The organism is Immundisolibacter sp., assembly GCF_050250495.1.
Lineage (GTDB): Bacteria > Pseudomonadota > Gammaproteobacteria > Immundisolibacterales > Immundisolibacteraceae > Immundisolibacter.
Window position 1 is genome coordinate 25,655 of sequence record NZ_JBFWOM010000003.1, and the last position, 24,473, is coordinate 50,127.

The 24,473-nt window shown below is 69.6% G+C and carries 29 protein-coding genes; 15 read left to right on the plus strand and 14 right to left on the minus strand.

Going from position 1 to position 24,473, the window contains the following annotated elements:
• Positions 1 to 4: 4 nt before the first annotated feature.
• From rplR to rplQ, 10 genes are all read left to right on the plus strand, one after another.
• Positions 5 to 358 (plus strand): 50S ribosomal protein L18, encoded by a 354-nt coding sequence (gene rplR, locus AB7F93_RS03500; RefSeq protein ID WP_428301496.1) that lies wholly within the window; start codon positions 5 to 7, stop codon positions 356 to 358.
• Between the two features lie 9 nt (positions 359 to 367).
• Positions 368 to 871, plus strand: coding sequence for a 30S ribosomal protein S5 (gene rpsE, locus AB7F93_RS03505; RefSeq protein ID WP_428301497.1), 504 nt, complete (start codon positions 368 to 370; stop codon positions 869 to 871).
• Positions 868 to 1,056 (plus strand): 50S ribosomal protein L30, encoded by a 189-nt coding sequence (rpmD, locus tag AB7F93_RS03510; RefSeq protein WP_428301498.1) that lies wholly within the window; start codon positions 868 to 870, stop codon positions 1,054 to 1,056. Before rpsE ends, rpmD begins: the two co-directional genes overlap by 4 nt.
• The gene (rplO, locus tag AB7F93_RS03515) at positions 1,056 to 1,493 is read left to right on the plus strand and encodes a 50S ribosomal protein L15 (RefSeq protein WP_428301499.1); all 438 of its coding nucleotides are present in this window, start codon (positions 1,056 to 1,058) and stop codon (positions 1,491 to 1,493) included. The genes rpmD and rplO overlap by 1 nt, the downstream gene beginning before the upstream one ends.
• Positions 1,493 to 2,854 (plus strand): preprotein translocase subunit SecY, encoded by a 1,362-nt coding sequence (gene secY / locus AB7F93_RS03520; protein WP_428301500.1) that lies wholly within the window; start codon positions 1,493 to 1,495, stop codon positions 2,852 to 2,854. The genes rplO and secY overlap by 1 nt, the downstream gene beginning before the upstream one ends.
• Positions 2,855 to 3,029: 175 nt before the next feature.
• On the plus strand, positions 3,030 to 3,143 hold the full coding sequence (rpmJ, locus tag AB7F93_RS03525) for a 50S ribosomal protein L36 (protein WP_075968177.1): 114 nt from the start codon (positions 3,030 to 3,032) through the stop codon (positions 3,141 to 3,143).
• A 38-nt stretch (positions 3,144 to 3,181) separates the two neighbouring features.
• Entirely contained in the window at positions 3,182 to 3,538 is a 357-nt protein-coding gene (gene rpsM, locus AB7F93_RS03530) for a 30S ribosomal protein S13 (RefSeq protein WP_428301501.1), read from the plus strand.
• A gap of 43 nt (positions 3,539 to 3,581) precedes the next feature.
• Positions 3,582 to 3,974, plus strand: a complete 393-nt coding sequence (gene rpsK / locus AB7F93_RS03535; RefSeq protein ID WP_428301502.1) for a 30S ribosomal protein S11 — start codon at positions 3,582 to 3,584, stop codon at positions 3,972 to 3,974.
• A gap of 86 nt (positions 3,975 to 4,060) precedes the next feature.
• A complete protein-coding gene (locus AB7F93_RS03540) occupies positions 4,061 to 5,062 on the plus strand; it encodes a DNA-directed RNA polymerase subunit alpha (protein WP_428301503.1) in 1,002 nt (333 codons plus the stop codon).
• Positions 5,063 to 5,094: 32 nt separating this feature from the next.
• Positions 5,095 to 5,478 (plus strand): 50S ribosomal protein L17, encoded by a 384-nt coding sequence (gene rplQ, locus AB7F93_RS03545; RefSeq protein ID WP_428301504.1) that lies wholly within the window; start codon positions 5,095 to 5,097, stop codon positions 5,476 to 5,478.
• Between the two features lie 104 nt (positions 5,479 to 5,582).
• On the opposite strand, the gene AB7F93_RS03550 is transcribed toward rplQ, so the two are convergent.
• Entirely contained in the window at positions 5,583 to 6,548 is a 966-nt protein-coding gene (locus tag AB7F93_RS03550) for a dihydrodipicolinate synthase family protein (protein ID WP_428301505.1), read from the minus strand.
• 152 nt (positions 6,549 to 6,700) lie between these two features.
• On the opposite strand from AB7F93_RS03550, the gene AB7F93_RS03555 reads away from it, so the two are divergent.
• Both AB7F93_RS03555 and AB7F93_RS03560 read left to right on the plus strand, forming a co-directional pair.
• Positions 6,701 to 7,444 carry a TerC family protein gene (locus tag AB7F93_RS03555; protein ID WP_428301506.1) on the plus strand — a complete coding sequence of 248 codons (744 nt, stop codon included), beginning with the start codon at positions 6,701 to 6,703 and terminating at the stop codon, positions 7,442 to 7,444.
• Positions 7,441 to 7,866 (plus strand): universal stress protein, encoded by a 426-nt coding sequence (locus tag AB7F93_RS03560; protein WP_428301507.1) that lies wholly within the window; start codon positions 7,441 to 7,443, stop codon positions 7,864 to 7,866. The genes AB7F93_RS03555 and AB7F93_RS03560 overlap by 4 nt, the downstream gene beginning before the upstream one ends.
• Here AB7F93_RS03560 and AB7F93_RS03565 read toward each other — a convergent pair.
• Together AB7F93_RS03565 and AB7F93_RS03570 are read right to left on the minus strand one after the other, a co-directional pair.
• Positions 7,859 to 9,283 (minus strand): FAD-binding oxidoreductase, encoded by a 1,425-nt coding sequence (locus AB7F93_RS03565; RefSeq protein WP_428301508.1) that lies wholly within the window; start codon positions 9,281 to 9,283, stop codon positions 7,859 to 7,861. The two genes, AB7F93_RS03560 and AB7F93_RS03565, sit on opposite strands and share 8 nt — an antisense overlap.
• Complete coding sequence (locus tag AB7F93_RS03570; protein ID WP_428301509.1) at positions 9,280 to 10,452, minus strand: (Fe-S)-binding protein; 1,173 nt, start codon at positions 10,450 to 10,452, stop codon at positions 9,280 to 9,282. The genes AB7F93_RS03565 and AB7F93_RS03570 overlap by 4 nt, the downstream gene beginning before the upstream one ends.
• Positions 10,453 to 10,588: 136 nt before the next feature.
• Between AB7F93_RS03570 and AB7F93_RS03575 the strand changes: the two genes are divergently transcribed.
• On the plus strand, positions 10,589 to 11,908 hold the full coding sequence (locus AB7F93_RS03575; RefSeq protein WP_428301510.1) for a UDP-glucose dehydrogenase family protein: 1,320 nt from the start codon (positions 10,589 to 10,591) through the stop codon (positions 11,906 to 11,908).
• 31 nt (positions 11,909 to 11,939) lie between these two features.
• Here AB7F93_RS03575 and AB7F93_RS03580 read toward each other — a convergent pair whose 3' ends face one another.
• Genes AB7F93_RS03580 through AB7F93_RS03595 form a run of 4 tightly spaced genes read right to left on the minus strand, consistent with a single transcriptional unit; the run spans position 11,940 to position 16,066 of the window.
• Positions 11,940 to 12,617: a DUF4197 domain-containing protein gene (locus AB7F93_RS03580; protein WP_428301511.1), complete on the minus strand. Its 678-nt coding sequence runs from the start codon at positions 12,615 to 12,617 to the stop codon at positions 11,940 to 11,942.
• 36 nt (positions 12,618 to 12,653) lie between these two features.
• Positions 12,654 to 13,133: a GNAT family N-acetyltransferase gene (locus AB7F93_RS03585; protein WP_428301512.1), complete on the minus strand. Its 480-nt coding sequence runs from the start codon at positions 13,131 to 13,133 to the stop codon at positions 12,654 to 12,656.
• Positions 13,134 to 13,178: 45 nt separating this feature from the next.
• A complete protein-coding gene (locus AB7F93_RS03590) occupies positions 13,179 to 14,912 on the minus strand; it encodes an asparagine synthetase B family protein (RefSeq protein WP_428301513.1) in 1,734 nt (577 codons plus the stop codon).
• Positions 14,909 to 16,066 carry a GNAT family N-acetyltransferase gene (locus AB7F93_RS03595; protein WP_428301514.1) on the minus strand — a complete coding sequence of 386 codons (1,158 nt, stop codon included), beginning with the start codon at positions 16,064 to 16,066 and terminating at the stop codon, positions 14,909 to 14,911. The genes AB7F93_RS03590 and AB7F93_RS03595 overlap by 4 nt, the downstream gene beginning before the upstream one ends.
• Before the next feature lie 76 nt (positions 16,067 to 16,142).
• Between AB7F93_RS03595 and AB7F93_RS03600 the strand changes: the two genes are divergently transcribed.
• Complete coding sequence (locus tag AB7F93_RS03600) at positions 16,143 to 17,117, plus strand: sulfotransferase (RefSeq protein WP_428301515.1); 975 nt, start codon at positions 16,143 to 16,145, stop codon at positions 17,115 to 17,117.
• A gap of 34 nt (positions 17,118 to 17,151) precedes the next feature.
• Here AB7F93_RS03600 and AB7F93_RS03605 read toward each other — a convergent pair whose 3' ends face one another.
• The 7 genes from AB7F93_RS03605 to AB7F93_RS03635 all read right to left on the minus strand — a co-directional run bounded on the left by AB7F93_RS03605 (position 17,152) and on the right by AB7F93_RS03635 (position 23,262).
• Positions 17,152 to 17,850: a tetratricopeptide repeat protein gene (locus AB7F93_RS03605; protein WP_428301516.1), complete on the minus strand. Its 699-nt coding sequence runs from the start codon at positions 17,848 to 17,850 to the stop codon at positions 17,152 to 17,154.
• A complete protein-coding gene (locus AB7F93_RS03610; RefSeq protein WP_428301517.1) occupies positions 17,847 to 18,881 on the minus strand; it encodes a GNAT family N-acetyltransferase in 1,035 nt (344 codons plus the stop codon). Before AB7F93_RS03610 ends, AB7F93_RS03605 begins: the two co-directional genes overlap by 4 nt.
• Complete coding sequence (locus AB7F93_RS03615; protein WP_428301518.1) at positions 18,878 to 20,179, minus strand: glycosyltransferase; 1,302 nt, start codon at positions 20,177 to 20,179, stop codon at positions 18,878 to 18,880. Before AB7F93_RS03615 ends, AB7F93_RS03610 begins: the two co-directional genes overlap by 4 nt.
• The gene (locus AB7F93_RS03620; protein ID WP_428301519.1) at positions 20,169 to 21,158 is read right to left on the minus strand and encodes a glycosyltransferase; all 990 of its coding nucleotides are present in this window, start codon (positions 21,156 to 21,158) and stop codon (positions 20,169 to 20,171) included. Before AB7F93_RS03620 ends, AB7F93_RS03615 begins: the two co-directional genes overlap by 11 nt.
• 151 nt (positions 21,159 to 21,309) lie before the next feature.
• A complete protein-coding gene (locus AB7F93_RS03625) occupies positions 21,310 to 21,699 on the minus strand; it encodes a VanZ family protein (protein ID WP_428301520.1) in 390 nt (129 codons plus the stop codon).
• The gene (locus AB7F93_RS03630; RefSeq protein ID WP_428301521.1) at positions 21,696 to 22,445 is read right to left on the minus strand and encodes a S1 family peptidase; all 750 of its coding nucleotides are present in this window, start codon (positions 22,443 to 22,445) and stop codon (positions 21,696 to 21,698) included. The genes AB7F93_RS03625 and AB7F93_RS03630 overlap by 4 nt, the downstream gene beginning before the upstream one ends.
• A 61-nt stretch (positions 22,446 to 22,506) precedes the next feature.
• Positions 22,507 to 23,262 (minus strand): alpha/beta hydrolase, encoded by a 756-nt coding sequence (locus AB7F93_RS03635; RefSeq protein WP_428301522.1) that lies wholly within the window; start codon positions 23,260 to 23,262, stop codon positions 22,507 to 22,509.
• A gap of 325 nt (positions 23,263 to 23,587) precedes the next feature.
• Between AB7F93_RS03635 and htpX the strand changes: the two genes are divergently transcribed.
• Positions 23,588 to 24,457 carry a protease HtpX gene (gene htpX, locus AB7F93_RS03640; protein WP_428301523.1) on the plus strand — a complete coding sequence of 290 codons (870 nt, stop codon included), beginning with the start codon at positions 23,588 to 23,590 and terminating at the stop codon, positions 24,455 to 24,457.
• Positions 24,458 to 24,473 lie beyond the last annotated feature (16 nt).

Consider the following 24,473-nt stretch of genomic DNA (forward strand, 5'->3'; position numbering starts at 1 on the left):
GGAAATGGAAAAGAAGGTCAAGAGGCTGCGGCGCGGACGCGCCACGCGGGCACAGATTCGCAAGCTGGGCGTGGTGCGGCTGTGCATACATCGCACGCCGCGGCATACCTACGCACAGGTCATCGACGCCTCGGGCGGGCGCGTGCTGGCGGCGGCGAGCACGCTTGAAAAAGCGCTCGCCGAGCAGCTCGGGCACACCGGCAATGTCGATGCGGCACGCCTCGTCGGCCGCATCGTCGCCGAGCGCGCGCAGCAGGCGGGCGTCGACAAGGTCGCATTCGACCGCAGCGGGTTCATGTTTCACGGCCGTGTCAAGGCTTTGGCGGACGCCGCCCGCGAAGCCGGCCTGCAATTCTAGGAGCTGGTCATGGCGCGAGCTGAACAGGCATACGAAACAAACGAAGTCCAGAAGCTGATCAACGTCCGTCGCGTGGCCAAGGTGGTCAAGGGCGGCCGGCAGTTCGGCTTCGCGGCGCTGACCGTGGTCGGCGACGGCGACGGCCGGGTCGGCTTCGGCCAGGGCAAGGCCCGCGAGGTGCCGGTGGCGATCCAGAAGGCCATGGACGCGGCGCGCCGCGACATGGTGCGCGTGCCGCTGAATGGCGGCACGCTGTACTACCCGATCACCGCCCGCCACGGTGCGGCCAAGGTGTACATGCAGCCGGCCTCGGAAGGCACCGGCATCATCGCCGGCGGCGCCATGCGCGCCGTGTTCGAGGCACTCGGCGTGCGCGACGTGCTCGCCAAGTGCATCGGCAGCAGCAACCCGGTGAACGTGGTCATGGCCACCATCGCCGGCCTGGTCGGCATGGAATCGCCGGACGCCATCGCCATGCGCCGTGGCCTCAACGTGGAAGACCTGCTGGTATGAGCACCACCAAGAAAGTACGCGTGACACTGATCCGCAGCCGCTCCGGCCGCGGCCGCGTGCACGACGCCTGCGTGACCGGCCTCGGTCTGCGCCGCATCGGCAGCCAGCGCGAGCTGGAAGACACCCCGGCCGTGCGCGGCATGATCCGTAAGGTGAGCTACCTGCTCAAGGTGGAGGAAGTCTGATGCGTCTTGACACCCTGAAGCCCGCCGAGGGTTCGCGCACGGCGCGCCGGCGGCTCGGTCGCGGCATCGGCTCCGGCCTTGGCAAGACCGCCGGTCGCGGTCACAAGGGTCAGCACGCCCGCGCCGGCGGCTACCACAAGGTGGGTTTCGAAGGCGGCCAGATGCCGCTGCAGCGCCGCCTGCCGAAGCGCGGTTTCAACTCCCGCACGCGTGACGACTGCGCCGAGGTGCGCCTCTCCGAGCTGCGTCTGGTGCAGGCCGAGGTTATCGATCTTGACGCGCTCAAGCTCGCCGGCGTGGTGCCGCGCGAGGCCAAGCGCGCCAAGGTGATCGTGTCCGGTGATCTGTCGGGCCCGGTGCGCCTGAAGGGCGTGGCCGTGACGGCCGGCGCGCGCACCGTGATCGAGCAGGCCGGCGGGAGCATCGAAGAAGCCTGATGGCTACGCGCGCCGCCAACCCGGCCACGCTCGGCGGGCTCGGCAAGTTTGCCGAGCTGCGGCGGCGGATGCTGTTCGTCATCGGCGCGCTGCTGGTGTTTCGCCTAGGCGCGCACGTGCCGGTGCCGGGCATCAACCCGCAGGCGTTGGCGGCGATGTTCGAGGCGCAGCGCGGCACCGTGCTCGACATGTTCAACATGTTCTCGGGCGGGGCGCTGGAGCGGTTGTCGATCTTTGCGCTTGGCGTGATGCCGTACATCTCGGCCTCGATCATCGTGCAGCTGCTCAGCAGCGTGTTGCCGACGCTGGAGGAACTGCGCAAGGAAGGCGCCGCCGGGCGGCGCAAGCTGACGCAGTACACGCGTTACGGCACCGTGGTGCTGGCGCTGTTCCAGGCGCTCGGCATCGCGATCGCGCTGGAGAGCCAGACCGCGGGCGGCATGAGCGTGGTGATCGACCCCGGGCTTGCGTTCCGGTTGATTGCCGTGTCGACGCTGGTGGCCGGCAGCATGTTTTTGCTATGGCTCGGCGAGCAGGTGACCGAGCGCGGCATCGGCAACGGCATTTCGCTGTTGATTTTTGCCGGCATCGTGGCCGGCCTGCCGGGTGCCTTCGGCGGGACGCTGGAGCTGGTCGGCACCGGCGAGCTCGGTGGCGCGGTGGTGTTGCTGCTGCTGCTGGTGATTCTTGGCGTGACGGCGTTCGTGGTGTTCGTGGAGCGCGGCCAGCGGCGGATCACCGTCAATTACGCCCAGCGCCAGCAGGGTCAGCGCATGTACGCTGCGCAGACCAGCCACCTGCCGCTGAAGCTGAACATGGCGGGCGTGATCCCGGCCATCTTCGCCTCCAGCATCCTGTTGTTCCCGTCCACGCTGGCGAGCTGGGCGGGCAGTGGCGACGGCGCGCTGTCGTGGCTGCGGCACGTCACCACGGCACTGTCGCCGGGGCAGCCGCTTTATGTGCTGCTGTATGCGGCCGGCATCGTGTTCTTTTGTTTTTTCTACACCGCGGTGGTCTTCAACCCCAAGGACACGGCGGATAACCTCAAGCGCTCGCAGGCGGTGTTGCCTGGCGTGCGGCCCGGCGAGCAGACGGCGCGGTATATCGACGGCGTGGTGACGCGCCTGACGGTGGCCGGCGCGGCGTACATCGTGCTGGTGTGCCTGCTGCCGGAGTTCATGATCGTGTACTGGAACGTGCCGTTCTACTTCGGTGGCACGTCGCTGCTGATCGTGGTGGTCACGATCATGGATTTCATGGCGCAGGTGCAGACCCACGTCATGAGCCACCAGTACGAGGGCCTGATGAAGAAGGCCAATTTGAAGGGTCGCGGCGCCGGCGGTTTGTTCGGCGGTCGCTAGGGAAGCGCAGATTTATCCGGCGCTTTCCCGAGCGGGGCAGGATGCCCCGGCCTGCAGCGAAGGCGTAAGCCATCGATGCAGGTAGCGCATCGCGGGCGTGTACCGCGATGCGGCGAACTGAAAAAGTTCCAGGGATGGAGTTTTTCAGTGTTTCCATCGATTTGGAGTCAGGACAGTGAAAGTTCGCGCATCGGTGAAGAAGCTTTGCCGCAACTGCAAGATCATCCGGCGCAAGGGCGTCGTTCGCGTGATTTGTGTCGAAGCCCGGCACAAGCAGCGGCAGGGCTGAGTCGGCTCGGCCCGCACAGGATTTCTGGAGTTCGGTAAATGGCTCGTATTGCTGGTATCAACATTCCCGACCACAAGCACACGCGCGTCGCGCTGACGTCGATCTATGGCGTCGGTGACACCCGGGCGCTGGAAATCTGCGCCGCGGCGCAGATCGAGCCGGCTCGCCGCATCCGGGATCTGAGCGAAGCGGAAATCGAGGCGCTGCGCCGCGAGGTCGGCAAGTTCACGGTCGAGGGCGACCTGCGCCGCGAGCTGCAGATCAACATCAAGCGCCTGATGGATCTGGGCACCTACCGGGGGCTGCGCCACCGGCGCGGCCTGCCGGTGCGCGGCCAGCGCACGCGCACCAACGCGCGCACCCGCAAGGGCCCGCGCAAGCCGATCCGCAAGTAAGCGCCGGCCCATCATTCACACAGTCATTCCATAGGATCGCGCCATGGCCAAGCCCGGCACCAGCAAGACGCGAAAGCGCGTCAAGAAGAGCGTTTCGGAGGGCGTCGCGCACGTGCACGCGTCGTTCAACAACACCATCATCACGATCACCGACCGGCAGGGTAACGCGCTGTCCTGGGCGACCGCAGGCTCCTGCGGCTTCAAGGGCTCGCGCAAGTCGACGCCGTTCGCCGCGCAGGTCGCCGCCGACCGCGCCGGCAGCAAGGCGCAGGAATTCGGCGTCAAGACGCTGGACGTGGTGGTCAACGGTCCGGGTCCGGGTCGCGATTCCGCCGTGCGGTCGCTGAACAATGGCGGCTTCAAGATTCTGAGCATTACCGACGTGACGCCGATTCCGCACAACGGTTGCCGTCCGCCCAAGAAGCGCCGCGTTTAAGACGCGGTTCGTGCGCGGGCGACTGATCGGGTCGGCCCGTCGCCAGTGAGTCATCGGCACCAGCCAACGCAGCGAGCGTGTTCATCATGCAGTCATCCGTACACGAGTTTCTGAAGCCCAAACTGGTCAAGGTCGAGCGCCTGTCGGCCACGCACTCCAAGGTCACCCTGGAGCCGCTGGAGCGTGGTTTCGGCCACACGCTGGGCAACGCGCTGCGGCGGGTGATGCTGTCCTCGCTGCCCGGCGCGGCCATCACCGAGGTACAGATCGACGGCGCCCTGCACGAGTTCACGACGCTCGAAGGCATGCAGGAGGACGTGATCGAGCTGCTGCTGAACCTGAAGGGTGTGGCGGTGCGCCTGAGCGGGCGCGACGAGGCCACCGTGCGCCTGTTGAAGAAGGGCCCGGGCGTGGTCACCGCCGCCGATATCGAAGTCAGCCACGACGTCGAGGTCGTGAACAAGGACGTGTACCTGGCCACGCTGATCGGGTCCGGCAAGCTCGACATGACGCTGACCGTGCGCACCGGTCGCGGCTACCAGCCGGCGGCCGTGGCGGACGAGGGCGAGGATCTGCCGCCGATCGGCGCGCTGCGTCTGGATGCGCTGTACAGCCCGGTGCGCCAGGTGAGCTACAGCGTCGAGGCGGCCCGCGTCGAACAGCGCACCGATCTTGACAAGCTGATCATCGACATCGAGTCGAACGGCACCATCGACCCGGAAGAGGCCATTCGCCGCTCCGCGACCATCCTGTACGAGCAGTTCGCCGTGTTCGTCGACCTGCAGGGCGGCGCCGCCGCCGGTCGCAGCCGCGAGGCGGTGGGCGACATCGACCCGATCCTGGTGCAGCCGGTAGAAGAGCTGGAACTCACCGTGCGCTCGGCCAACTGCCTGAAGGCCGAGAACATCCATTTCATCGGCGACCTGATCCAGCGCACGGAGGCCGATCTGCTGCGCACGCCGAATCTGGGCAAGAAATCGCTGAACGAGATCAAGGAAATCCTGGCTCGCCACGGCCTGTCGCTCGGTATGCGTCTGGAGAACTGGCCGCCGGCCAACCTGCCGCGCCCGACCGAGATGATTTCCTGACGCGCCGCCGCGGCACCGACGAGGTTTAAGACATGCGACACAGAAAGTCCGGCCGCAAGCTCGGCCGCAACAGCAGCCACCGCACGGCCATGTTCAAGAACATGGCGGCCGCGCTGGTCGAGCAGGAACTGATCCGCACCACGCTGCCCAAGGCCAAGGAGCTGCGGCGGGTGGTCGAGCCGCTGATCACGCGCGCCAAGGTGGACTCAGTCGCCAACCGGCGCCTGGTGTTCGCCCGCGTGCGCGACAAGGACGCCGTCAGCAAGCTGTTCGGCGAACTCGGTCCGCGCTACGCGGCGCGCCCCGGCGGGTATTTGCGCATCCTCAAGTGCGGCTTTCGGCCGGGCGACGCGGCGCCGATGGCGTACGTGGAGCTGGTGGATCGGCCGGCGCGGGAATCCGCCACGGCCGATTGAGGTCGGCTTCGCTGACACAAAAAAAGCCGGGCATGCCCCGGCTTTTTTTGTGTGCCGCATCGGCGGCGTGGCGCTTGTCCGCCGCCGATGCCGTCATCCTTGTCTCACACCAGTCCCAGTTCCTTGATGCGCCCGACCAGGCGCTCGCGGTCGGCCGGCGGCAGGTGCTCGACCGGCGGCTTCATCGGCCCAGCCTTAAGGCCCAGCGTCTCGCACCAGATCTTGATCACCGACATCAACGACGCGTAGGACGCCGTGCGGATGAGCGGGTTCATGAACTCGTCCTCGTACAGGTGCCAGATCGGCCGCAGGCTCTTCCACTCGGGATAGGCGCCCTCGAAGTCACCGGCGCGGGCCTTCTGCACATACGAGCGCAGCACCGAGCGCTTGCGCCCGTAGATGAGGTACGAGAACTCGGCGAACAGCACCTGGCCGCCTTCGCGCAGGTCGTCGAGGAAAAAGTGCTCGGTCGGGTCCGACACGATGAAGTCGTCCCGCAGCTCGCGCCGCAGCAGCAGCGACTCGGCGCGGTTGAGGTTGCCCTGCTTGGTGCACACCACGGTCGGGATATCGACCAGGCGCTTCAGCAGGTCGAGCCCCATTACCTTGCCTGACACTGGCGTGCGGTAGAGGCAGATGCCCAGGTCGCTGCGGTCGGTGATGTACTTGAAGAAGTTGTATATCTCGTCGTCGCCGCGCAGCTGCGTCATCGGGTTCATCAGCTCGGCGCCAGAGAAGCCAAGCTTCTCGACGTGCTTGAGCTTGTCCAGACACACCTCGGCGCAGGGGTCGAGGATGATGGTCCAAAGGTCCGTCCGCCCGCGTACGGCGTCGGCCGTGATCTCGTGCAGGCGATACCACCATTCCGGGCGCATGTTCCAGGTCTCGTTGGCGAAGCCGCCGACCACCAGACCATCGACGCCCCACTCGATGTAGGCCTCGATGTTCTCGCGGATGCCGGCTTCGTCGAGTTGGAAGTCCTTGGTCAGCGGCGTGATCGGCGCGGCGTAGAAATCGCGCACGCGTTTTTTGGCCCAGGCTTTCGCTTCGCTGCGGGTGAATTCGGCCATGTCGTCTCCTCCGGGTGGGGCGGTACCTGTCTGGCGCCGCGCGTTGGGGGCTTGCGCCCCGCGTGTGTGCCCGTGCGGTCTCGCGCGGTACTGCAACAATACTCCCGAGGCGCGCCGGTTAGAATGCGCGGCCCTTCGCGACGGCCATACCCATGCACGAAATCCCCACCGGTGGCGCGTTCTGGATCGCGCTGCTGCAAATCATCGGCATCGACATCGTGCTGTCGGGCGACAACGCGGTGGTGATCGCGCTCGCCTCGCGCGGCCTGCCACCGGAGCAGCGACGCCGGGCGGTGCTGCTCGGAACCGGTGCCGCGATCGCCATGCGCGTGGTGCTGGCGCTGGTGGCGGCGGCGCTGCTCACCTATCCCGGGCTCAAGCTCGCCGGCGGCCTGCTGTTGCTATGGATCGGCGTCAGCCTGCTGCGGCCGCAAGGGGCGGAGGGTGGCCACGACGGGCCGTCCGCCACAACGCTGTCCGGTGCCGTGCGCACCATCCTGGTGGCCGACGTGGCGATGAGCCTCGACAACGTGGTCGGCATCGCGGCGGCGGCCAAGGGCAGCGCGCTGCTGCTGATCCTGGGGCTCGCCATCAGCATTCCGCTCATCATCTTCAGCAGCGCCGTGCTGCTGCGGTTGATGGACCGTTACCCGGTCATCATCGTCATCGGCGCGGCATTGCTGGGTTATGTGGCCGCCGAGATGATGGTGACCGACGGCTTTGTGCACGCCTGGCTGCAACAGGCAGTGCCGTACGCGCACCGCGTGGCGCCGCTGCTGGGCGCGGTGCTGGTGGTGGTGGTCGGCAAGTGGCTGGCGGCCCGGCACGCGGTGCCGGCGCACGAGGTGCCGCTCGCCAGCGCCCAGGGCGAATCTGACAAGGAGCGCACGCAATGAAACTGCTACTGGCCGTCGACGGCTCCGAGCACGCGCTGCGCGCCGCCCAGTACGTCGCCGCACTGCGCGCGCAGTTGACCACTCCGCCCACAGTGCTGGTGCTGAACGTGCAGCCACCGGTCGCCTCGGGGCTCGTGCGACGGTTTCTGAGTCAGGAGGCGCTCGACGGCTATTACCGGGACGAGGCGCGGGGCGCACTTGAGCCCGTGGAGGCGCTCCTCGCGCAACACGGCGTGGCGGCCGAATCGCACGTGGTGGTGGGCGATGTCGCCGCCACCGTCGCCGAGTTCGCCGAGAGCCACGGTTGCGACCAGATCGTCATGGGCACGCGCGGCCTGGGCGGCGTCAAGGGCGCGCTGCTGGGCTCGGTGGCGAGCGAGGTGCTGCACCTCGCCGATCGGCCGGTGCTGCTGGTCAAGTAGCGCTCGGGCCGCCGCCGAGACCCAGATTCCCGGGCGCCAGCACGCCGGCCGGGTCCAGCGCCGCCTTGATGCGCGCGACGGCGCGCTGGTACTCGGTGAGCTTGCTCACCTGCGCGGCCCACAGCTTGCCGCTCTTGTAGGGCACGCAGCCGATCGCCATCAGCTCCGCCGTGCAGCCCGCCACCACCTGCTGCACGTCCGCCCACTGGCTTTGCTCGTCGTAGAAGGTCAGCACCGCACCGTGCAGGCCGCGCCGGCACAGCACGGTGGCGCTCGCCCAGGCGAACTGCGGGTGGCGCTCACGCCAGCGTTGCGCCTGGTCCAGGAACGCCGGCAGCGCGTCGGTGGGCAGCGAGGCCATCACCATCGCGCAGCGCGACTTGGCGAAGTACCCGGCGTACGAGTACCAGTACAGCTCGTCCCGGCGCAGGTTATGAAAATACACCTCGTCGAAGCGCGGCTGTGGCTGGCCGCCGTAGTGGGCGGCGAGCGCCTCGATGCGCGCGCGGTCCCGCGCCACGGCGTCGGCCTCGCCGCCGTAGTCGATGCCCAGCACGAAGCGCGGCAGGGTGGTCGGGTCGAGGCCCGGATCGGCACCCAGCAGCCGGCCGCGCACCGCCATGGCGTCGTAACCGGCGCCGTACCAGACGTTGTCCAGCAGCGCCTTGCGTTGCAGCTCGCCGAGAAACGCCGCCGCGGACGGATAGTCGGCGAAGCCAAGGCAGCCGGTTTCGCGGTGCACCGGCAGTGGGTGCAGCCACAGCGCGATCTTGGTGATCACGCCAAGCGTGCCGTCGGCGCCGATGAACAGGCCCGTCAGATCCGGGCCGATGCCGTAGCGATGAAAGAACCCCGCGTCGTGCGCGGCGGCGCTGCCGGTGCGGATGAAGCTGCCGTCGGCGAGCGCCACTTCGAGCCCGGCCACCTCGTCGCCCATGCTCTGAAAGCGCGGTGAACCGGTGCCGAGCGCGTGCGCGCTGACCGCGCCGCCGACGGTGGCGGCAGCACCGGTGGACGGCACGATGCCGATGGTCTGCCCGAACGGTTCGAGCGCCGCCGCCAGCGCGCCAAACGTGACGCCGGGCTCCAGCACCACCACGCCCTTGACGGTGTCGATGTCGAGCACGCGGTCGAGGCCGCCCAGATCCAGCACCAGTCCGCCGGCCTGCGGGTTCACGCCGCCGGCGTACATGGAACCGGCGCCGCGTGAGTACACGGGCACGTTCAGCCGGCTGGCGGCGGCGAGCACGCGGCCGACCGTCGGCGCGTCGAGCGGTCGCACCACCAGATCCGGCCGGCCGGGCGTGACGATGGACGTGTCGCGCCGGTAGGCGAGGGTGTCGACCGGCTCCTGCCAGGCGAGCCCCGGCGGCAGCAGCGCGCTGATCGCGTCCTGCCAGCTCACCGAGCGGGTCACAGGTCCGGCCCCGCGACGGCAAAGTGGGCGGCGATGAACTCGCAGATGCCGTACACCGGAAACTGCCCGCCGGCGTGGTCGGACAGATGCCCGGCGCACAGCGGGCTGGCGCTGATCAGCGCCGCGGCGCCGTATTCGTCGATGCCGGCCAGATGCGCCGCCGCCATGCGCGCGGCCGAGGCCGGGTGCAGCTGCGCCATGCCGCCGGCGGCGCCGCAGCACACCGCGTAGCGCGGCGCGGCCGGGGCCTGCGAAACCTGCACGCCAAGCTTGGCGAGCACCTCGCGCAGCAAGCGGGGGGCGTCGAGATCGGCGAGGCCATGATGCGGCTTGGATACATGGCAGCCGTCCAGCACGGCCACCACGGCGGGCGGCGGCGAGTCGCCGCGCGCAGCGGCTTCGAGCCGGCCGTCGTGCAGCGCCGCGTGCAGCAGCTCCAGCACGGCCGTGGCGGGCTGTCCTGCGGCGCGCAGTTCGGCCAGGCACTCGCCGCCCAGCACGGCGCGCGCAAGCGAGGGTGTGCCCGCTGCCAGCGCCGCGTGCTGGCCGGCGGCCGCATCCACAAAGCCGAGCGCCGACAGCGGCGCGCCGCAGCAGGTGGGCTCGGTGGACCACGCCACGTCGTAACCGATCACGCCGAGCAACTGCGCCGCCGCGCGCGCCTCGGCCGGGTGGCGGTGCGCGGCGGCGCAGCCGGGCAGCAGCCACAGGTTCGGCCGCGGGTGCGGATCGAGGCCGAGGCTCCAGTCCGTGCCCTGCACGGCCGGCGCAGCCCACGGGTTTTGCTGGCGCAGCACCGCGTCGCGGATGGCGACGGCGCCGCCGGGCGCAAGCTTGCGATCTGCCAACTCGGCGCGCAGCGCCTTCAGCACCGTGGTCGGCGGCATGCCGATCGGACACACCGCCTCGCAGTTGCCGCAGGTGGTGCAGGCGTACGCCCGCTCGGCGACGGTGGGCAGATCCAGCGCCTCGCCCTCCAGCAGCGCGCGGGCGGTGGCCAGATACCCCTTGCCGGAATGCGACGCCGCCGGCGTGTGGCCGCGCAGCGTGGCGCACACGCCGTCGATGCCGCGTTCGGACCACGTTGCCGACACGCAGTAGTTGCAGGTGGCGCAGTGGTACAGCGCGTTCTCGTAAGCCCGCAGGCGGGCGAATCCGGCGTCGGTCATGTCGGCTCCAGGCGGTGCGCGGCTAATTTAACGCAGCCTGGTGGGCGTGCCGGTCGCCGTCAGCGCTCGGCAAACTGCGCATGCGATCATGCGCGCCGGCTGCGTGGTCGGTTTGTTCAAGGGAGTTTGCTGACGCATGAACGTGGTGATGATTGGCACCGGCTATGTGGGCCTCGTGTCCGGCGCCTGCTTTGCGGATTTCGGCGCCGACGTGGTGTGCGTGGACATCGATCCGGGCAAGATCGAGCGCCTGCGGCGGGGCGAAATCCCCATCTACGAGCCGGGTCTCGACGAGCTGGTGGCGCGCAACGCCAGCGCCGGGCGCCTGAAGTTCACCACCGACCTGCCGGCCGCGGTGCGCGCGGCGGATCTGGTGTTCATCGCGGTCGGCACGCCGAGCCGGCACGGCGACGGCCACGCCGATCTCAGCTACGTCTACGCGGCGGCGCGGCAGGTGGCCGAGCACCTGACCGGCTACACCGTCATCGTCGACAAATCCACCGTGCCGGTGGGCACGGCGCGGCAGGTCGGGCGCATCGTGCACGAGGTGAGTCCGACCGCCGATTTCGACGTGGCGTCGAACCCGGAATTCCTGCGCGAGGGCGCGGCGATCGGCGATTTCATGCGCCCGGACCGCGTGGTGCTGGGCGTGGAAAGCCCGCGCGCCGAGGCGCTGCTGCGCGAGCTGTACCGGCCGCTGAACCTGATCGAGACGCCGATCGTCGTGACCGGCCTCGAGACGGCGGAGCTGATCAAGTACGCAGCGAACGCGTTCCTGGCCACCAAGATCAGCTTCATCAACGAGATGGCGCAGCTGTGCGAGCACGCCGGCGCCGACGTGCACGACGTGGCGCGCGGCATTGGCCTCGACGGCCGCATCGGGCGCAAGTTCCTGCACCCGGGGCCGGGCTACGGCGGCTCGTGTTTTCCGAAGGACACGCTGGCGCTGATCCGCATGGCGCAGGAGGCCGGCACGCCGTCGCGCATCGTGGAGGCGGTGGTCGAGGTCAACGCCGCGCAGAAGGCGCGCATGGTGCTGAAGATCCGTCAGGCGCTCGGCGGCAGTGAGGCCGGCAAGACCATCGCCGTGCTGGGCCTGACCTTCAAGCCGAACACCGACGACATGCGCGAGGCACCGGCGCTGGCCATCCTGCCGCCGCTGCTGGACCGCGGCGCGCGCATCCGCGCGCACGACCCGAAGGGCGTGCCGGAAGCGCGCAGCCTGTTGCCAAGCGCGGTCGAGTACGTGGCCGATCCGTATGCCGCGCTAGACGGCGCCGACGCGCTGGTACTGATGACCGAGTGGAACGAGTACCGCGGCCTCGACCTCGACGAGGTGGCGCGGCGTATGGCGGGGCGCGTGGTGGTGGACCTGCGCAACGTCTACGACCCGGCGCAGATGGCCGCGCGCGGCTTCGATTACCACGGCGTCGGCCGCAGCGGCGCTGCGGCCTGAAGGGCGATCCCGCGCCCGCAGATGCGGTGTCTTACAGCGCGCCGAACACCTTCCTGGCGAGGCTGCCGGCGGCGCTCGCCGGGTTCTTGCGGATGGCCTTCTCTTCCTGCGCAATCATCAGGAACAGCCCGTCCATGGTCTTACGGGTGACGTAGTCCTCCAGGTACCCGTTCGGGTCCTTGACCATGCCGAGCGGGCCGGCCTGGCCGGCCAGCGCCTGGAATTTCTGGTTCAGGTTCAGCTTCGCCATCGCCTGGCTGACGATCGGTTTGAACTTCTCCCCCAGCGGCTCGGACGTGGTGCGCTCGAAGTAGCGCGTGGCGGCATCGTCGCCGCCGGTCAGGATGGCCCGGGCGTCGCTGACGGTCATCTGCCGGATGGCGTCCACCAGCAGCGGCCTGGCCGCCGGCACGGCGGCCTCGGCGGCGCGATTCATGGTGGTGATCAGCTCGTCGGTCTGGTTGCCGAGGCCGAGCTGGCGCAGCAGCCCTTCGGCCTTGCGCAGCTTGCCCGGCAGGCCGATGCGCACCCGCGAATCGTCCAGGAATCCATCTGGCCGGCCGAGCAGGCCGACGGCCTTGCCGGCGCCCTGCGTGAGGGCGTCCTTCAGGCCGCCGGAGGCGTCGCCCGCGGACAGATCGGCGAGCGACACGGCCTGCGCCGCGGTGGCCAGCAGGCAGGCGGCGAGCAGGGTCAGCAGTGTGCGCATGGGCAGATCCTCCGGGGGGGGGCTATGACGGCGTGCTCAGGCGGGCTCGGAATTCACCCGCAGGTCCCGCACCAGCCGCACGGCGGCGGTGCCATCGGCATAGAACGACGGCAGCCGGCCGCGCTCGCGAAACTGGTGCGCAAAGCAGAACGCCCGCCCGGCGCCGTTGCTGGCTTCAAGCTTCAGTTGCAGCGTGAACAGGCCGGCGGTGCTGGCGGTGGTCTCGACCCAACCCAGCAGCGCGCTGCCAACGCCGATGCGCCGGTACTGCGGGTGCACCACCAGCAGCGAGAGCTGCGCCTGGTCGGTGAGCAGATCGACCACGGCGGCGCCGGTCAGGTAGCGATCCGACACGGCCAGCACCAGCGCGCTGTTCGGGCTGCGGATGCGCCGGGCGAGGCGCGCGGCATCCCACCGCGGATGCTGGCTTGCCGGCAGGCCGATCCGCACCAGTTGTGCCACGGCCGCGGCGTGGGCCGGTTTGGCAGGCAGCAGGCGTAGCGCGGTTCCGGGCATGGTCGGTTCGGTGCAAAAGGCGGATGGCGAGACCCGCAACCGAGTCTAGCAGTCGCTGCCGGGCGGCGCGGCGGCGTGCTGCCGCAGCCACTGTTCGAGCATCACCAGCACCCACACCAGCTCGCCCCAGTAGGCGAGGTGGGTGCCGTGCAGCTCGTCCCGCAGGCGGCGCAGGAAGGCGTCGTCGAACCAGCCGCGCGTGCCCAGCGCGGTCAGGCTGTCGTCGGCCAGTTCCTGCAGGCCGCCGTGGCTGCCGAGCCACACGCCAAACGGCAGCCCGAAGCCGTGCTTGGACTTGGCGAGCGTCTGCGGCGGCAGCACGCCTTGCATGGCCGCCCGGAACAGCGGCCGCAGCGCCTGGCCGTGCACCTTGTGGGGGATCGGCAGGCGATAGCCGAAGGCGACCAGCACCTCGTCCAGCATCGGAAACGCCACCGACACGCCGGCGAGCGCGGCCGTGCCGACCACCTTCGGCAGGTCGTTGTCGGCCAGCGTGAACCGGGCGTCGAGCGCCAGCAGGCGGTTCACGTAATGCTGCGCCGGGACGGCGGCGTATTCGGCTTGCAGCGCATGCAGCGGCTCGTCGCGGTCGATGCTGGCGAGAAAATCGCCGCTGAATACCGTCTGCGGCCCCAGCCGTTCGAGCTGGTTGTACGTCTGCAGCCGCGCTGGCAGCGCGATGCGCGCCTGTTTCACGTAACTGCCGAGCTTGCCGAGCACCGGCACGCGGTTCGCGAGCGGCACGGCGAGCGGCTCGATCAGGCCGCGCCGCAGCCAGCGCGGCACGCGCCCGTAGCGCTCGAAGCGGCCCTGCTTCGCATAGCGCGCGTTGCCGCCGAAGACCTCGTCGCCGCCGTCGCCCGCCAGCAGCGTATCCACCCCGTGCTCGCGCGCCAGGCGCGCGCACTGGTAGGCCGGAATGACGGACGCGTTGCCGAACGGCTGCTCGTAGCCGGCCGCCAGCACCGGCAGCGCATCGAGCACGTCCTGTGGCGTGACGTAGTGTTCATGCGCGCGGGTGCCGAACTGCGCGGCGACCACGCGCGCGAACGGCAGCTCGTCGTAGCCGTCGGCATCGAAGCCGATCGAGAAGGTCGGTAGCGGCGCGTCGCGCAGGCCAGCGGCGGCGGCCACCACGCTGGAGCTGTCGAGGCCGCCGCTGAGGTAGGCGCCGACCGTGCCGGCGCCGTGGCTGGCCCGCTCGACCGCCTGCCGGAGCAGCGTGCGCAGTGCCTCGGTCAGCGTGGCCGTGTCGGCGGGAGTCTCGTCCTCGGCGAAGTCGGGCCGCCAGTAGCGGGCCAGTTGCGGATCGTGCCCCGGACGCCAGCGCAGCACGTGCCCGGCGGGCAGTTTGTAGACGCCGGTGTAGATAGTTCGTGGCGCCGGGATGCAGTGGAAATAGACGTAGTCGTAGAGCGCCTGCGGGTCGAGCCGGGCGCCGCCCGCCAGCGCGTGCAGGTGCGTCGACCAGGCGATGCCGTGGTGATCCGCCCGCACGTACAGGCCCTCGATGCCGAAGCGGTCCGTGGCCAGCCACGCTTCTTGCGTGTGCGGGTGCACGACGGCCACGGCAAAGCGGCCGTGCAGATCGGTCAGTGCGGTCTCGCCGCGGCTGCGAAAGGCCTCGGCGAGACACGCGGCGACGTCGTCCACGGGCATCGGCTGGCCGGCCCAGCGCGGCTGGCCCAGCAGCGCCACGGTCAGGTCCGGCGCGCTGTAGGTCGGGGCGCTCGCGGTGTGAATGGCGCTGTCGCCAAGGCTGCCGGACAGGGCTGTCATGTGTCGTCGGCCGGGTTGGTGGTGCTTGGTTTGGGGGCAGTCGGGGCGGGGCGGCGCAGCAGGCGCTTGGCCAGCGGGCGCAGGCGCGCAAACCACAGGTGGCGCAACCGCCCGCGCAGCGACGGGCTCCAGGCGCGCAGCGTGCCGAGCGCCAGCGCGTCCTGCGCCCAGCGCTGCTTGTACGGATTGTCGCCGGGGCCGAACAGGTACTGCACGTGCTCGCCGCCGAACGAGGCTTCAAGCAGCTTCCAGTTGAGGTAGGTGCCGGGCGACAGGCTGTCGTGGGCGGGGTCGAAGTCCGAGCGCAGCGCGTGCACGCGCCCGCCGAATCGGAGCTGGTATTCGGTGGCGATGACCGCGTCGTCGAGCGTCAGCAGCCACACGGACAGCCAGCCCCGGGCCGCGGCAGTGCGCGTCAGCGCGGCCAAAAACGCGCGTGGGCCGGGCTGATCCAGCGTGTTGCCGGTGCGCTGTTTCCAGCTCCTGGCGGAGATGTCGGCGAGCGTGTCCAGCAGGCGGTCGGCGGCAGCGGGGTCGATCGCGCCGGCGATGTGCTGCAGCTTGACCGCGCCGGCCTTTTGCAGGTGGTTCGCGATCAGGTTGTTGCCTTTCTTCAGGCGCCGGCTGCGGGTGGCGTAGTAGTCATGCCAGGTGCCGGACAGGTCGATGCAGGGGTTCGAGCCGCCGGCCTCGCGGGCCGGGCGAAGGCCGGCTGCGTGCAGCGCGGCGTGCAGTGCGGGGACGGCAGGCGACGCGGCGGGCAGCAGCCGCAGGCGCAGCTCGTCCCACTGCGACGCCGCCTCGCGCAGGGCATCCGCCAGCGCGGCGGCGACGGCGGGCAGGTCGGGCGGTGCCGCCAGCAGGTCGCAGCACTGGCTGTCCGGCACGGTCAGGAATTCGAGCAATCGCGGGTTCGGCGGGCGCGTGCTCGCCAGCGGTGCGATGCCGATCGGCACGCCGCCGGACTCGACCACCAGGATGTTGAGCGCGTGGCTGTGGCGCTGCCACTGCCAGGCCGCTGCGAACCACTCGTGGCGGTGGAACACCGTGGCCTGCGGCAGGGCGTCGCACAGGCGGTTCCAGTCGGCGTGCAGCGCGGCGAACCCGGGCGCGTCGCGCACCCAGCGTGTGGTGACGGCGGCCGGTCTCGGCATTGATGCCGCGCTCATGCCGGTCCGTCAGTGGCAGCGTTTACCATGCCGCACCCGTCGCCATCGGCACTGCTCGTCAATGTCCAAGCCCGTTGTGTTGTTGTTTGGCCTGCCGCGGTCGGGCACGACCTGGATCGGCAAGATTTTCGACAGCCACCCACAAACGCTTTACCTGCACGAGCCGGACAGCTGGGGGCGCCTGAACTGGCTGCCGATGTTCCCCGAGGGCGCGGTCGACCCGGCCGACCGGCAGCGCATCGATGCCTTCGTGGCGACCCTGCCGGGTGCCCGCGAGGCCAAGGTGCGCGCCTCGACACCGGTGTTCGCCAAGGCGTACTGGGGCGCGGTTGGGAATCGGGCGTTCCTGGCGTCGGTGTGGAGCGCCAAGCTGCTCGCGCGGCTGGCCGGCGAGTGTCCGCTGCCGTGGGTCGGCCGGGCCGGACACAGCCCGACCGTGCAGCCGGTGTGGAAGTCTATCGAATCGCTCGGGCGGTTGCGGTGGCTGCTGGCCGCATTGCCAGCGGCGCGGGCTATCCACCTGTTGCGCCATCCGGCCGGCTTTGTGGCGTCCGTGTTGCGCGGCGAGTCGGCCGGCAAGTTCACGGCCGCCGATCCCGCCAGCGAGGATTTTGGCCTGTACGAGATCCTGGCGGCGACCGCGCCGGCGCGCCGCCGCGGCCTTGATCTGCCCGCGTTCAAGGCCATGCACCCGGTCGAGCGGCTGGCCTGGCGGTGGGTGATCTACAACGAGGCGGCGCTGGCGCCGGACCTGCCCGATCGCTGCCTGCCGATGCCGTACGAGAACGTCTGTCGCGAGCCGCAGGCGATGACACGGCGCATGTTCGAGTTCGTCGGCCTGGAATGGGCGGCGCAGACCGAGTGCTTCATCTCCAACAGCACCCGCGCCGACAAGGACAACTACTACAGCGTGTTCAAGGATCCGCTGAAATCCGCCAACAAGTGGCGCGACAGCCTGCCGGCCGACGTGGTGGCGCGGATTCGGGCGGTCGTGGACGGCACCGCGCCCGGGGCGTACTACGCCGAGGCCTGGTAAGGCGCCCCCACTCACTGCGCGCGCCTGGCGGTCCTCAAGGCTTCGGCGCCGCCTCGGTCTGGGTGGCAGGCGCTGCCGCGGCGTCCTTGGCCGGGGCGCTCGCGTCTGCCTTTGCCGGGCTGGCTGGCGCTGCCGCGTCCGGGTTCCAGGCGCCCACCCGCTGGAGCTGATTGCGCAGGCCCGGCATCGGATGGCCCAGCCGATAGGCCGCCACAGCGTGCGTGTTGGCCTCGGCGTAGCGCTTGGCCTGCACCAGCGCGAGGCCGAGGTTGTAGTGCGCGTCCGGCAGGTTCGGATTCAGCGACACGGCGCGTTCGTACTGGCCGATGGCGTCCGCCGTCTTGCCGCGTTTTTGCAGGAACATGCCGTGGACGACGTAGGTCATCGGTTCCTCCGGATAGGCGGCGATGGCCTCCTTGAAGTAACGGGCAGGCATGTTCGGTTGTTCTAGCCGCTTCGCAGCGTCGTCGAGCAGCATCAGCGCGTTCGGGTTATTCGGGAAGTGCCGCAGCATGAACTCGATGTCTTTCATGGCGTACCCGACTCGCCCGTCGGCGAGTTTCGCCTTGGCCGGGCCGAGGTGATAGTTCTCCACCGCCCAGATATGTTTGCTGTCACCCTCGAAGTAGTTGCAGCCGGCGGTGCAGCGGCCACTGTTGTTGAACGTTGGCGCCGCCACAGTCCCCGTGCCAGCCAGGGTGCCGACGATCACGATCAGGATTTTCAGGTTCAACGTCGTGTCCTCACGAGGCGAATCAGGCGCTGGCCTGCCGGCGTAAGGGCCAGGCGGCGGGCGATGCGTTCGCCATGATAGGCGAGTCCTGCGCGCCAGCCGGGCGCGTACAGGCGCAGGCGCAATCGCGGTTCAACACGGCTCGCCCAGCGGCGTTTCCAGTCGGTGACCGGGTCCAGCATGTCGAGCGTATGCGCGTCGCCGTCGGCGAACAGCGCTTTGAGCACATGCCGAAACAGCACGTTGCCGGGGCTTTGCCTGGCCCAGGCCTCGGCGTAGCCGGTCTTGAAGCCATACCAGACCGGCCCGTCGCGCAGGAGCAGGTTGAAGGCCAGCAGCTCGCCGTCCAGCGTGAGCCCGTACAGGCGCAGCGCGCCGGCCGCCTGAAAGTGCCGCAGCACGGTGAGGTAGAACGTGCGGGTGCGATCCTGCCGCGCGATGGCACCGCCTGCCTCGCCCTTCCAGCCGGCGCTTTCTAGCGCCAGGCAGGCGTCCAGGGAGGTCTGCCAGTCGTCGTCCTGCGCCAGATCGCGCACCCGCAGTTCGCCCGCCTTGCCGAGGCCGTTCTCGGCGCGGTTGGTGTTGGCGCGCAGCTTCTGCGGCAGGCCAGCGAAGTAGGCGTCCGCGCCCTGCGCGAGGTCGATCACGGGCGTTTCCCAGCGCGCCAGCAGCGCGAGCCGTCGCCAGGGTTTCGGCAGGCCGGCGAGCAGGCGTACCGCGTTCGCGTTCTCGGCCAGCAGGTCGAGCTCCAGCAGGTGCCAGGCGTAGACGCGCCGGCTGGCGGCGAGCCAGCCGGCCAGCGCGGCCGGCGACAGGTCGCCCGGCCAGTCGTAGCGGGGCGTGTGCTCGTTGGTGGGCGAGCGCAGCACGCGCAGCGGCAGGCCGAGCACGCGGCCGCGGTCGCGGCGCAGCCACAGCGACCTGGCCGTGTCGAGCGCCATCCGCTCGCCGGTGGACGAAAACGCCGCGAACCAGGCGTCCAGCCAGGCCGGTCCGGCAAGGGCCGCAGTGGGGTCCGGCGATCGACTCATGGCGCCCTGCCGCAGACCTGGTCCAGCGCCTGCGCCAGCCGTGAGCTTAGTTGCCGACGTTCGAACTGGCTGACGATGTCGCTCGGCGCCGCGCCGCGGTCGCCGGCCTGCCAGCCGACGAATGCCTGCTCGATGTGCGCCTGAATGCGCGCCTGATCCGCCGCCGCGCAGGCGGCGCCACCGCCGGTACGCGCCAGCAGTTGCGGGACGGCACCGGCGCCGCACAGCACCAGAAAGGGCCGCCCCAGGCGCAGGTACTCGTACACCTTGGCCGGCACCATGAGGCGCGCGTAGGCGAGGTCCTCGCGTGTGTCGCCGGCGGCTTCGTTGAGCACCACCAGCAGCCCGGCGCGGGCCAACTGGTGCAGGCTGTCCCGATAGGGCACCCGCTCCAGGACAACCTGCGTGAGGTCGGTCAGACCCTCGGCGGTCAGCAGCTCGCGCAGCCACGGTTGTGCGCCCGCGGCTCCGCAGCCGAGCAGCGTGATGCGCGTTTGCGCACGCGGCAGGCGCCCGGCGCGCAGCAGCGCGCCGATCGCTTGCAGCAGCGGCGTCGGGTCGCGGTTGCTGCGGTTGATGCTGCCGGGGTAGACGATGTGGAACCGCTCGCGGTCCGGCATTGGCAGCTCGGCAAAATCGGTTTCGTCGTAGCCGTTCGGCAGCGTCACGAAACGTTCGGCGGGCACGTCCGGGTAGCGGGCGACGAAGTCGTCGCGCGCGGCATCCGTATTGGCGAGCACGCGGTCGGCGGCCTGGACCACGCGGCGCTCCAGCCAGGCGTCGACGCGGTACCGCCAGCCGCGCCCGCCACCGCCGGCCCACGGGTCGCGGAAATCGGCAAGCCACGGCAGGCCGCTGCGGCGCTTGAGCGCGAGCGCGATCATGTGCGCGCTCGGCACCGGGTAGGTTGAGTAAATCGCCTGCACGGCGTCCTTGGCGATCAGCGAGCGCCCGGCGCGGATGGCCGGCCCGCGCCAGGAACCGAACCGGTCCGGCACCTCGACGATGGCCGGGTAGCGCCCGGCGATGCTCCAGCGCTGCTTGGCGTCCCGGCACGGCAGGCGGGTGACGCTGACGGCCGGCGGAATCTGCGCTTCGAGCGCTGCGTCACGGTGGGCATAGATGGCCGGATCGACGGTCAGCACGTGCGAACGCCAGCCCAGGTCCAGCAGGTGGCGGGTGAACTTGAGGCTGCGCAGCACGCCGGTGCTGCTGTTGTCCGGCGGGTAGTGAAACGCCACCATCAGCAGGCCGCGGCGGGCATCCGCCGCCGGCGGCTCGCCCGCGCTAGCGGTCAAGGTCGAGTCCGCTCAGGCGCTTGGCGCGCAGCAGGAAGCGGCTGCCGGCCCGGCCCGTGCAACTCGCGGCGAGCAGGGCGGCGGTGCCCAGACGCGGCGCGGCGCGCAGGCTGCTCCAGAAATGATGTCGCGCGAGGCGAAGATCAGCCGCGTGCAGCGCACGGCGGCCAAGCTGCGCGTAACGCCGAGCCTGCTCGGTGTGAAAGAACGCCGGGGCGCCTTCCGGATAGCGTTGCGGGGCGGCGAACACCCGCTCGGCGACCTCGATGCGGCCGCGAATCATCGCTTCCTGGTCGTCGGACAGGCTGCTGCCGTGGTGGCGGTAGCCGACCAGCGGCGCCTCCACCACGCCTACGCGCCGATCCTTGGTCAGGCGCAGCCAGAACTCATAGTCCTCGCAGACCTTCAGCGTCGGATCGAAACCACCCACGGCGAGCGCGTGTGCGCGGTGCGCGATCGCCGTGGAGGTCGTCACGACGTAGTTGGTGCGCATGATCGCCGCCGCCATGTCGGTGTCGAACACCTGTCCCTGCTCGACACCGGCTACGGCGTGACGCGGCAGGTCGGGGAAATCGGCCCGCGTGACGAGAAAGGAATCGAGCAGCCGCTCCTCGCCGCGGAATTGCCAGGCGTCGCAGAACACGAGCGCCACGTCCGGCACGCTGCGCGCCACGGCCAGTTGCCGGGCGAGCTTCTCTGGCTGCCACACGTCGTCGGCATCCAGGAACGCCACCCAGTCCGCCTGCGCCAGGCGCAGCCCCTTGTTGCGCGCGTCCGACACGCCGCGATCGGGTTCGCTGATCACCTTCAGGTTCGGGCAGGCGGCATGCGCCACGGCCACCGTGTCGTCCCGGGAGGCGCCGTCGACGAGGATGATTTCGCTGCGTACGCCCTGCTGGGCCTGCGCGGTGCGCAGCGTGTCAGCAATAAACCGCGCCGAGTTGTACGCCGGCACGATGATCGAGATGTCAGGTGTCATGCGGGTGCTTGATGGTGGTGGCGAGGGCCGGCGTCGGCAAACCTATCCCGCGCCAGGCCGGCAGTGGTTGGTGCAAGCCGCCGGTCGTTGCGGTATCGGGAGGCGCTGCCCGAAGCTGAAGGCATCCACGCCGTCTGCTGCGGTGGCCGGCTCAGCGTTGAACGGCATGCCTGGTCCACTGTTGGCGAAAGGTGGTCCAGGCCCAGCTGCCAAGTAGTGCCCCGAGTGCGTCGCGTAGCAGATCGACTGTCGAGCACTCGCGCGCAGGCACGAGGCTCTGGTGCCACTCGTCCGTGAGGCCAAAGCCAACGCACAGCAGCGCCACCCGCAGCATGGCACGCCGCCCGTGCCAGTCCGGCTGCGCCCAGTGCCAACTCGCCGCCAGTGCGGCGTAGGCGGGGACGTGCAGTGAGTTGTGCCAGGCGCTCGGGGCGAGGTCGATGACGGCGTGGTCGGTATTGCCGGGCTGGCTCGACAGGTAAAAGAGGATCCCCATCACCAGCCATGGTGCCGCCCCGCGCAGGTACGTGAAGGTCTTCACGGCGTGAGGCCTTGTGCGGTGAGCAGTTCCGCGATGTGACGGGCGGGCACCGCAAACGTAATGCCGCTCGGTTTTTCCGCCGGATTGGTGCCGGCGCCGGCGCGCAGCACCATGTTGATGATGCCGTACACCTTGCGGTCGGCGGGGTCGTACAGCGGGCTGCCGCTGTTGCCCGGAAAGGCCGTCGCGTCGAGCTGAAACACCGCGAAATTGCCCTGCCGGCGGGTCTTGATGCTCTCGGGTGTGAGCTGCGCGCCGCGCAGCGGCGGCACGCTGAACGGCACCACACCGGCCAAGAACGCCCGGTGCGTGACCGGATAAAGGCCCATGATCAGGCCGAGCGGAAAGCCGGTAAAGGCCATCTCCCGGCCGTCCGAGAGCGCGTCCGAGTCCCCAAGCCGCAGTGCCGGCAGGGCCGGCTCGGCTACGTGCAGCAAGGCGATGTCGCGCTCCGGACGGGGCGTGGTGCGCAGCACCGCTCTGACCTCGGCGCCTTCGGTGCCTGTCGGGCGCACCACCACCCAGCGCTCGTTCTGCGCCAGCCTGGCGGCCACCACGTGGGCATTCGTGACCACATGCAGGCCGTTGCCGACCGCGAAGCCGGTGCCAACGACGCGCAGGCGCGGGCTGCGATTGTCGGCGTAGGTGGCGATGCCGACGATCGACGGTTTGATCGCGGCAATGGCGGCGACGTAATCGGCCGCCAGGGCAGTACTGATCGGCGCCAGCAGGCAGGCGCATGTCATCAGTACATTCCGCAGCGATCGGCGCATGACTTCAAGGGGTGAAATGCGGTGTAGTGGCGGGCTAGGAGCCGCTTTCGCACAACGCGTCGACGACTGCCGTCAGGCGTTGCAGGTCGGCCGCGCCGGAGAGGCGATGATCGCCGGTCTTGAGTAGCGTGAGTGTGACATCGGTGCCGGACAGGCGCTCCACCAATGTGATTGATCGCTGCCAGGCGACGTCGCTGTCGCGCATGCCGTGCAGGATGCGCACCGGGCAGCGGATGTCGATCGGTTTATCCAGCAGCAGGTGCCGGCGGCCATCCTCGATGAGTTGGCGGGTGATCACGTACGGCTCGGCGCTGTACTCGGACGGACGCTCGATGCGGCCGTCGGCAAGCAGACGCTCGCGCTCGGCGGGGTCGAGTTCCTGGTCCCAGATGGCCTGCGTGAAGTCCGGGGCGGGCGCCAGCAGCACCAGCGCACGCACGCGCTCGGGCCGCGCCAAGGCCAGCAGCAGCGCGATCCAGCCGCCCATGCTGGAGCCGACGACGACCTGCGGCCCCGCCGCGACGTTATCCAGCACGGCGAGCGCCTGGTCGCGCCACCGGCCGATGGTCCCGTCGACGAAGCGGCCGTTCGACGCGCCGTGCCCCGAGTAGTCGAAGCGCACGAAGGCGCGGTCATGGGCAGCGCAGTGCGCGGCAAGCGCGCTCGCCTTGCTGCCGGTCATGTCGGACATGAACCCGCCACAGAACACGACCCCCGGTTCTCGGCCGGCAATGCAGTCGTAGGCAATGCGGTCGGGGCCGACCATCAATGTCGCTTTGATCGACGTCAAGGCAGGACTCCGTGAAATTTGCAGTTGCAGAATGGATTGCTTGACAACGTTTTGACCGGCACTTTACTATTCGCCCCGACGTTCGCAATGAACGTCGTTTCTCCTCCTCTAAACCTCCAATCGGGAGTGCTTCGGCCCTCCCGATTTTTTTCGCAAAGCAGAAAACGATCGTTCGGTAAGGTCTTTTCGTGGACAAACCATCACGATCTGCGCCAAGGCGGGGGCGAGCGCCCCTGGTCCCACTGCACCGACTTGAATGCGTCGCCCGCGGCCCCTATCTTGAGCGACATTCCGTACCCCCGCGGACGTCGATCGAGGAGCGCCCATGAAACGCGTATTTCTGTTCGTGCTGACCAATCTTGCGGTGATGCTGGTGCTCAGTGTGGCGCTCGGCATCATCATGCCGCTGCTGGGCATCCGCCCGGAACAGGGCGGCATGGCGCCGCTGCTGGTGTTCGCGGCGGTGTTCGGCATGGGCGGTGCGTTCATCTCGCTCGCCATGTCGAAGTGGACCGCCAAGCGCATGGTCGGCGCGCAGGTCATCGAACAGCCGCAGACCGAGCTCGAAACCTGGCTGGTCAACACGGTGCGCCGGCAGGCGGAACTCGCCGGCATCGGCATGCCGGAGGTCGCCATCTATGACGCGCCGGACGTGAACGCGTTCGCCACCGGCATGAGCCGCAACAACGCCCTGGTGGCGGTCAGCACCGGCCTGCTGCGCGGCATGTCGCGCGACGAGGCGGAAGCCGTGCTGGGGCACGAGGTCAGCCACGTCGCCAACGGCGACATGGTGACGCTGACGCTGATCCAGGGCGTGCTGAACACGTTCGTGATCGTGTTCTCGCGCCTGGTGGGGCAGTTCGTGGACCGGGCGGTGTTTCGCAACGAGGAGGGCCACGGCGCCGGCTTTTTTGTCGCCAGCATGGTGGCGCAGGTGCTGTTCGGCATTCTCGCCAGCGTGATCGTGATGTGGTTCAGCCGCCAGCGCGAGTTCCGCGCCGACCGCGGCGGCGCCACGCTGGCCGGGCGCGGCAAGATGATCGCCGCCCTGCAGCGCTTGCAGGCCGCGCACCAGCCGTCCGCCCTGCCGGATCAGATGGCCGCGTTCGGCATCAACGGTCGTGGCGTGTCGCGGCTGTTCATGTCGCACCCGCCGCTCGAAGAGCGCATCGCCGCCCTGCAGCAGGCGGCCTGACGGCGGCTAGTCACGC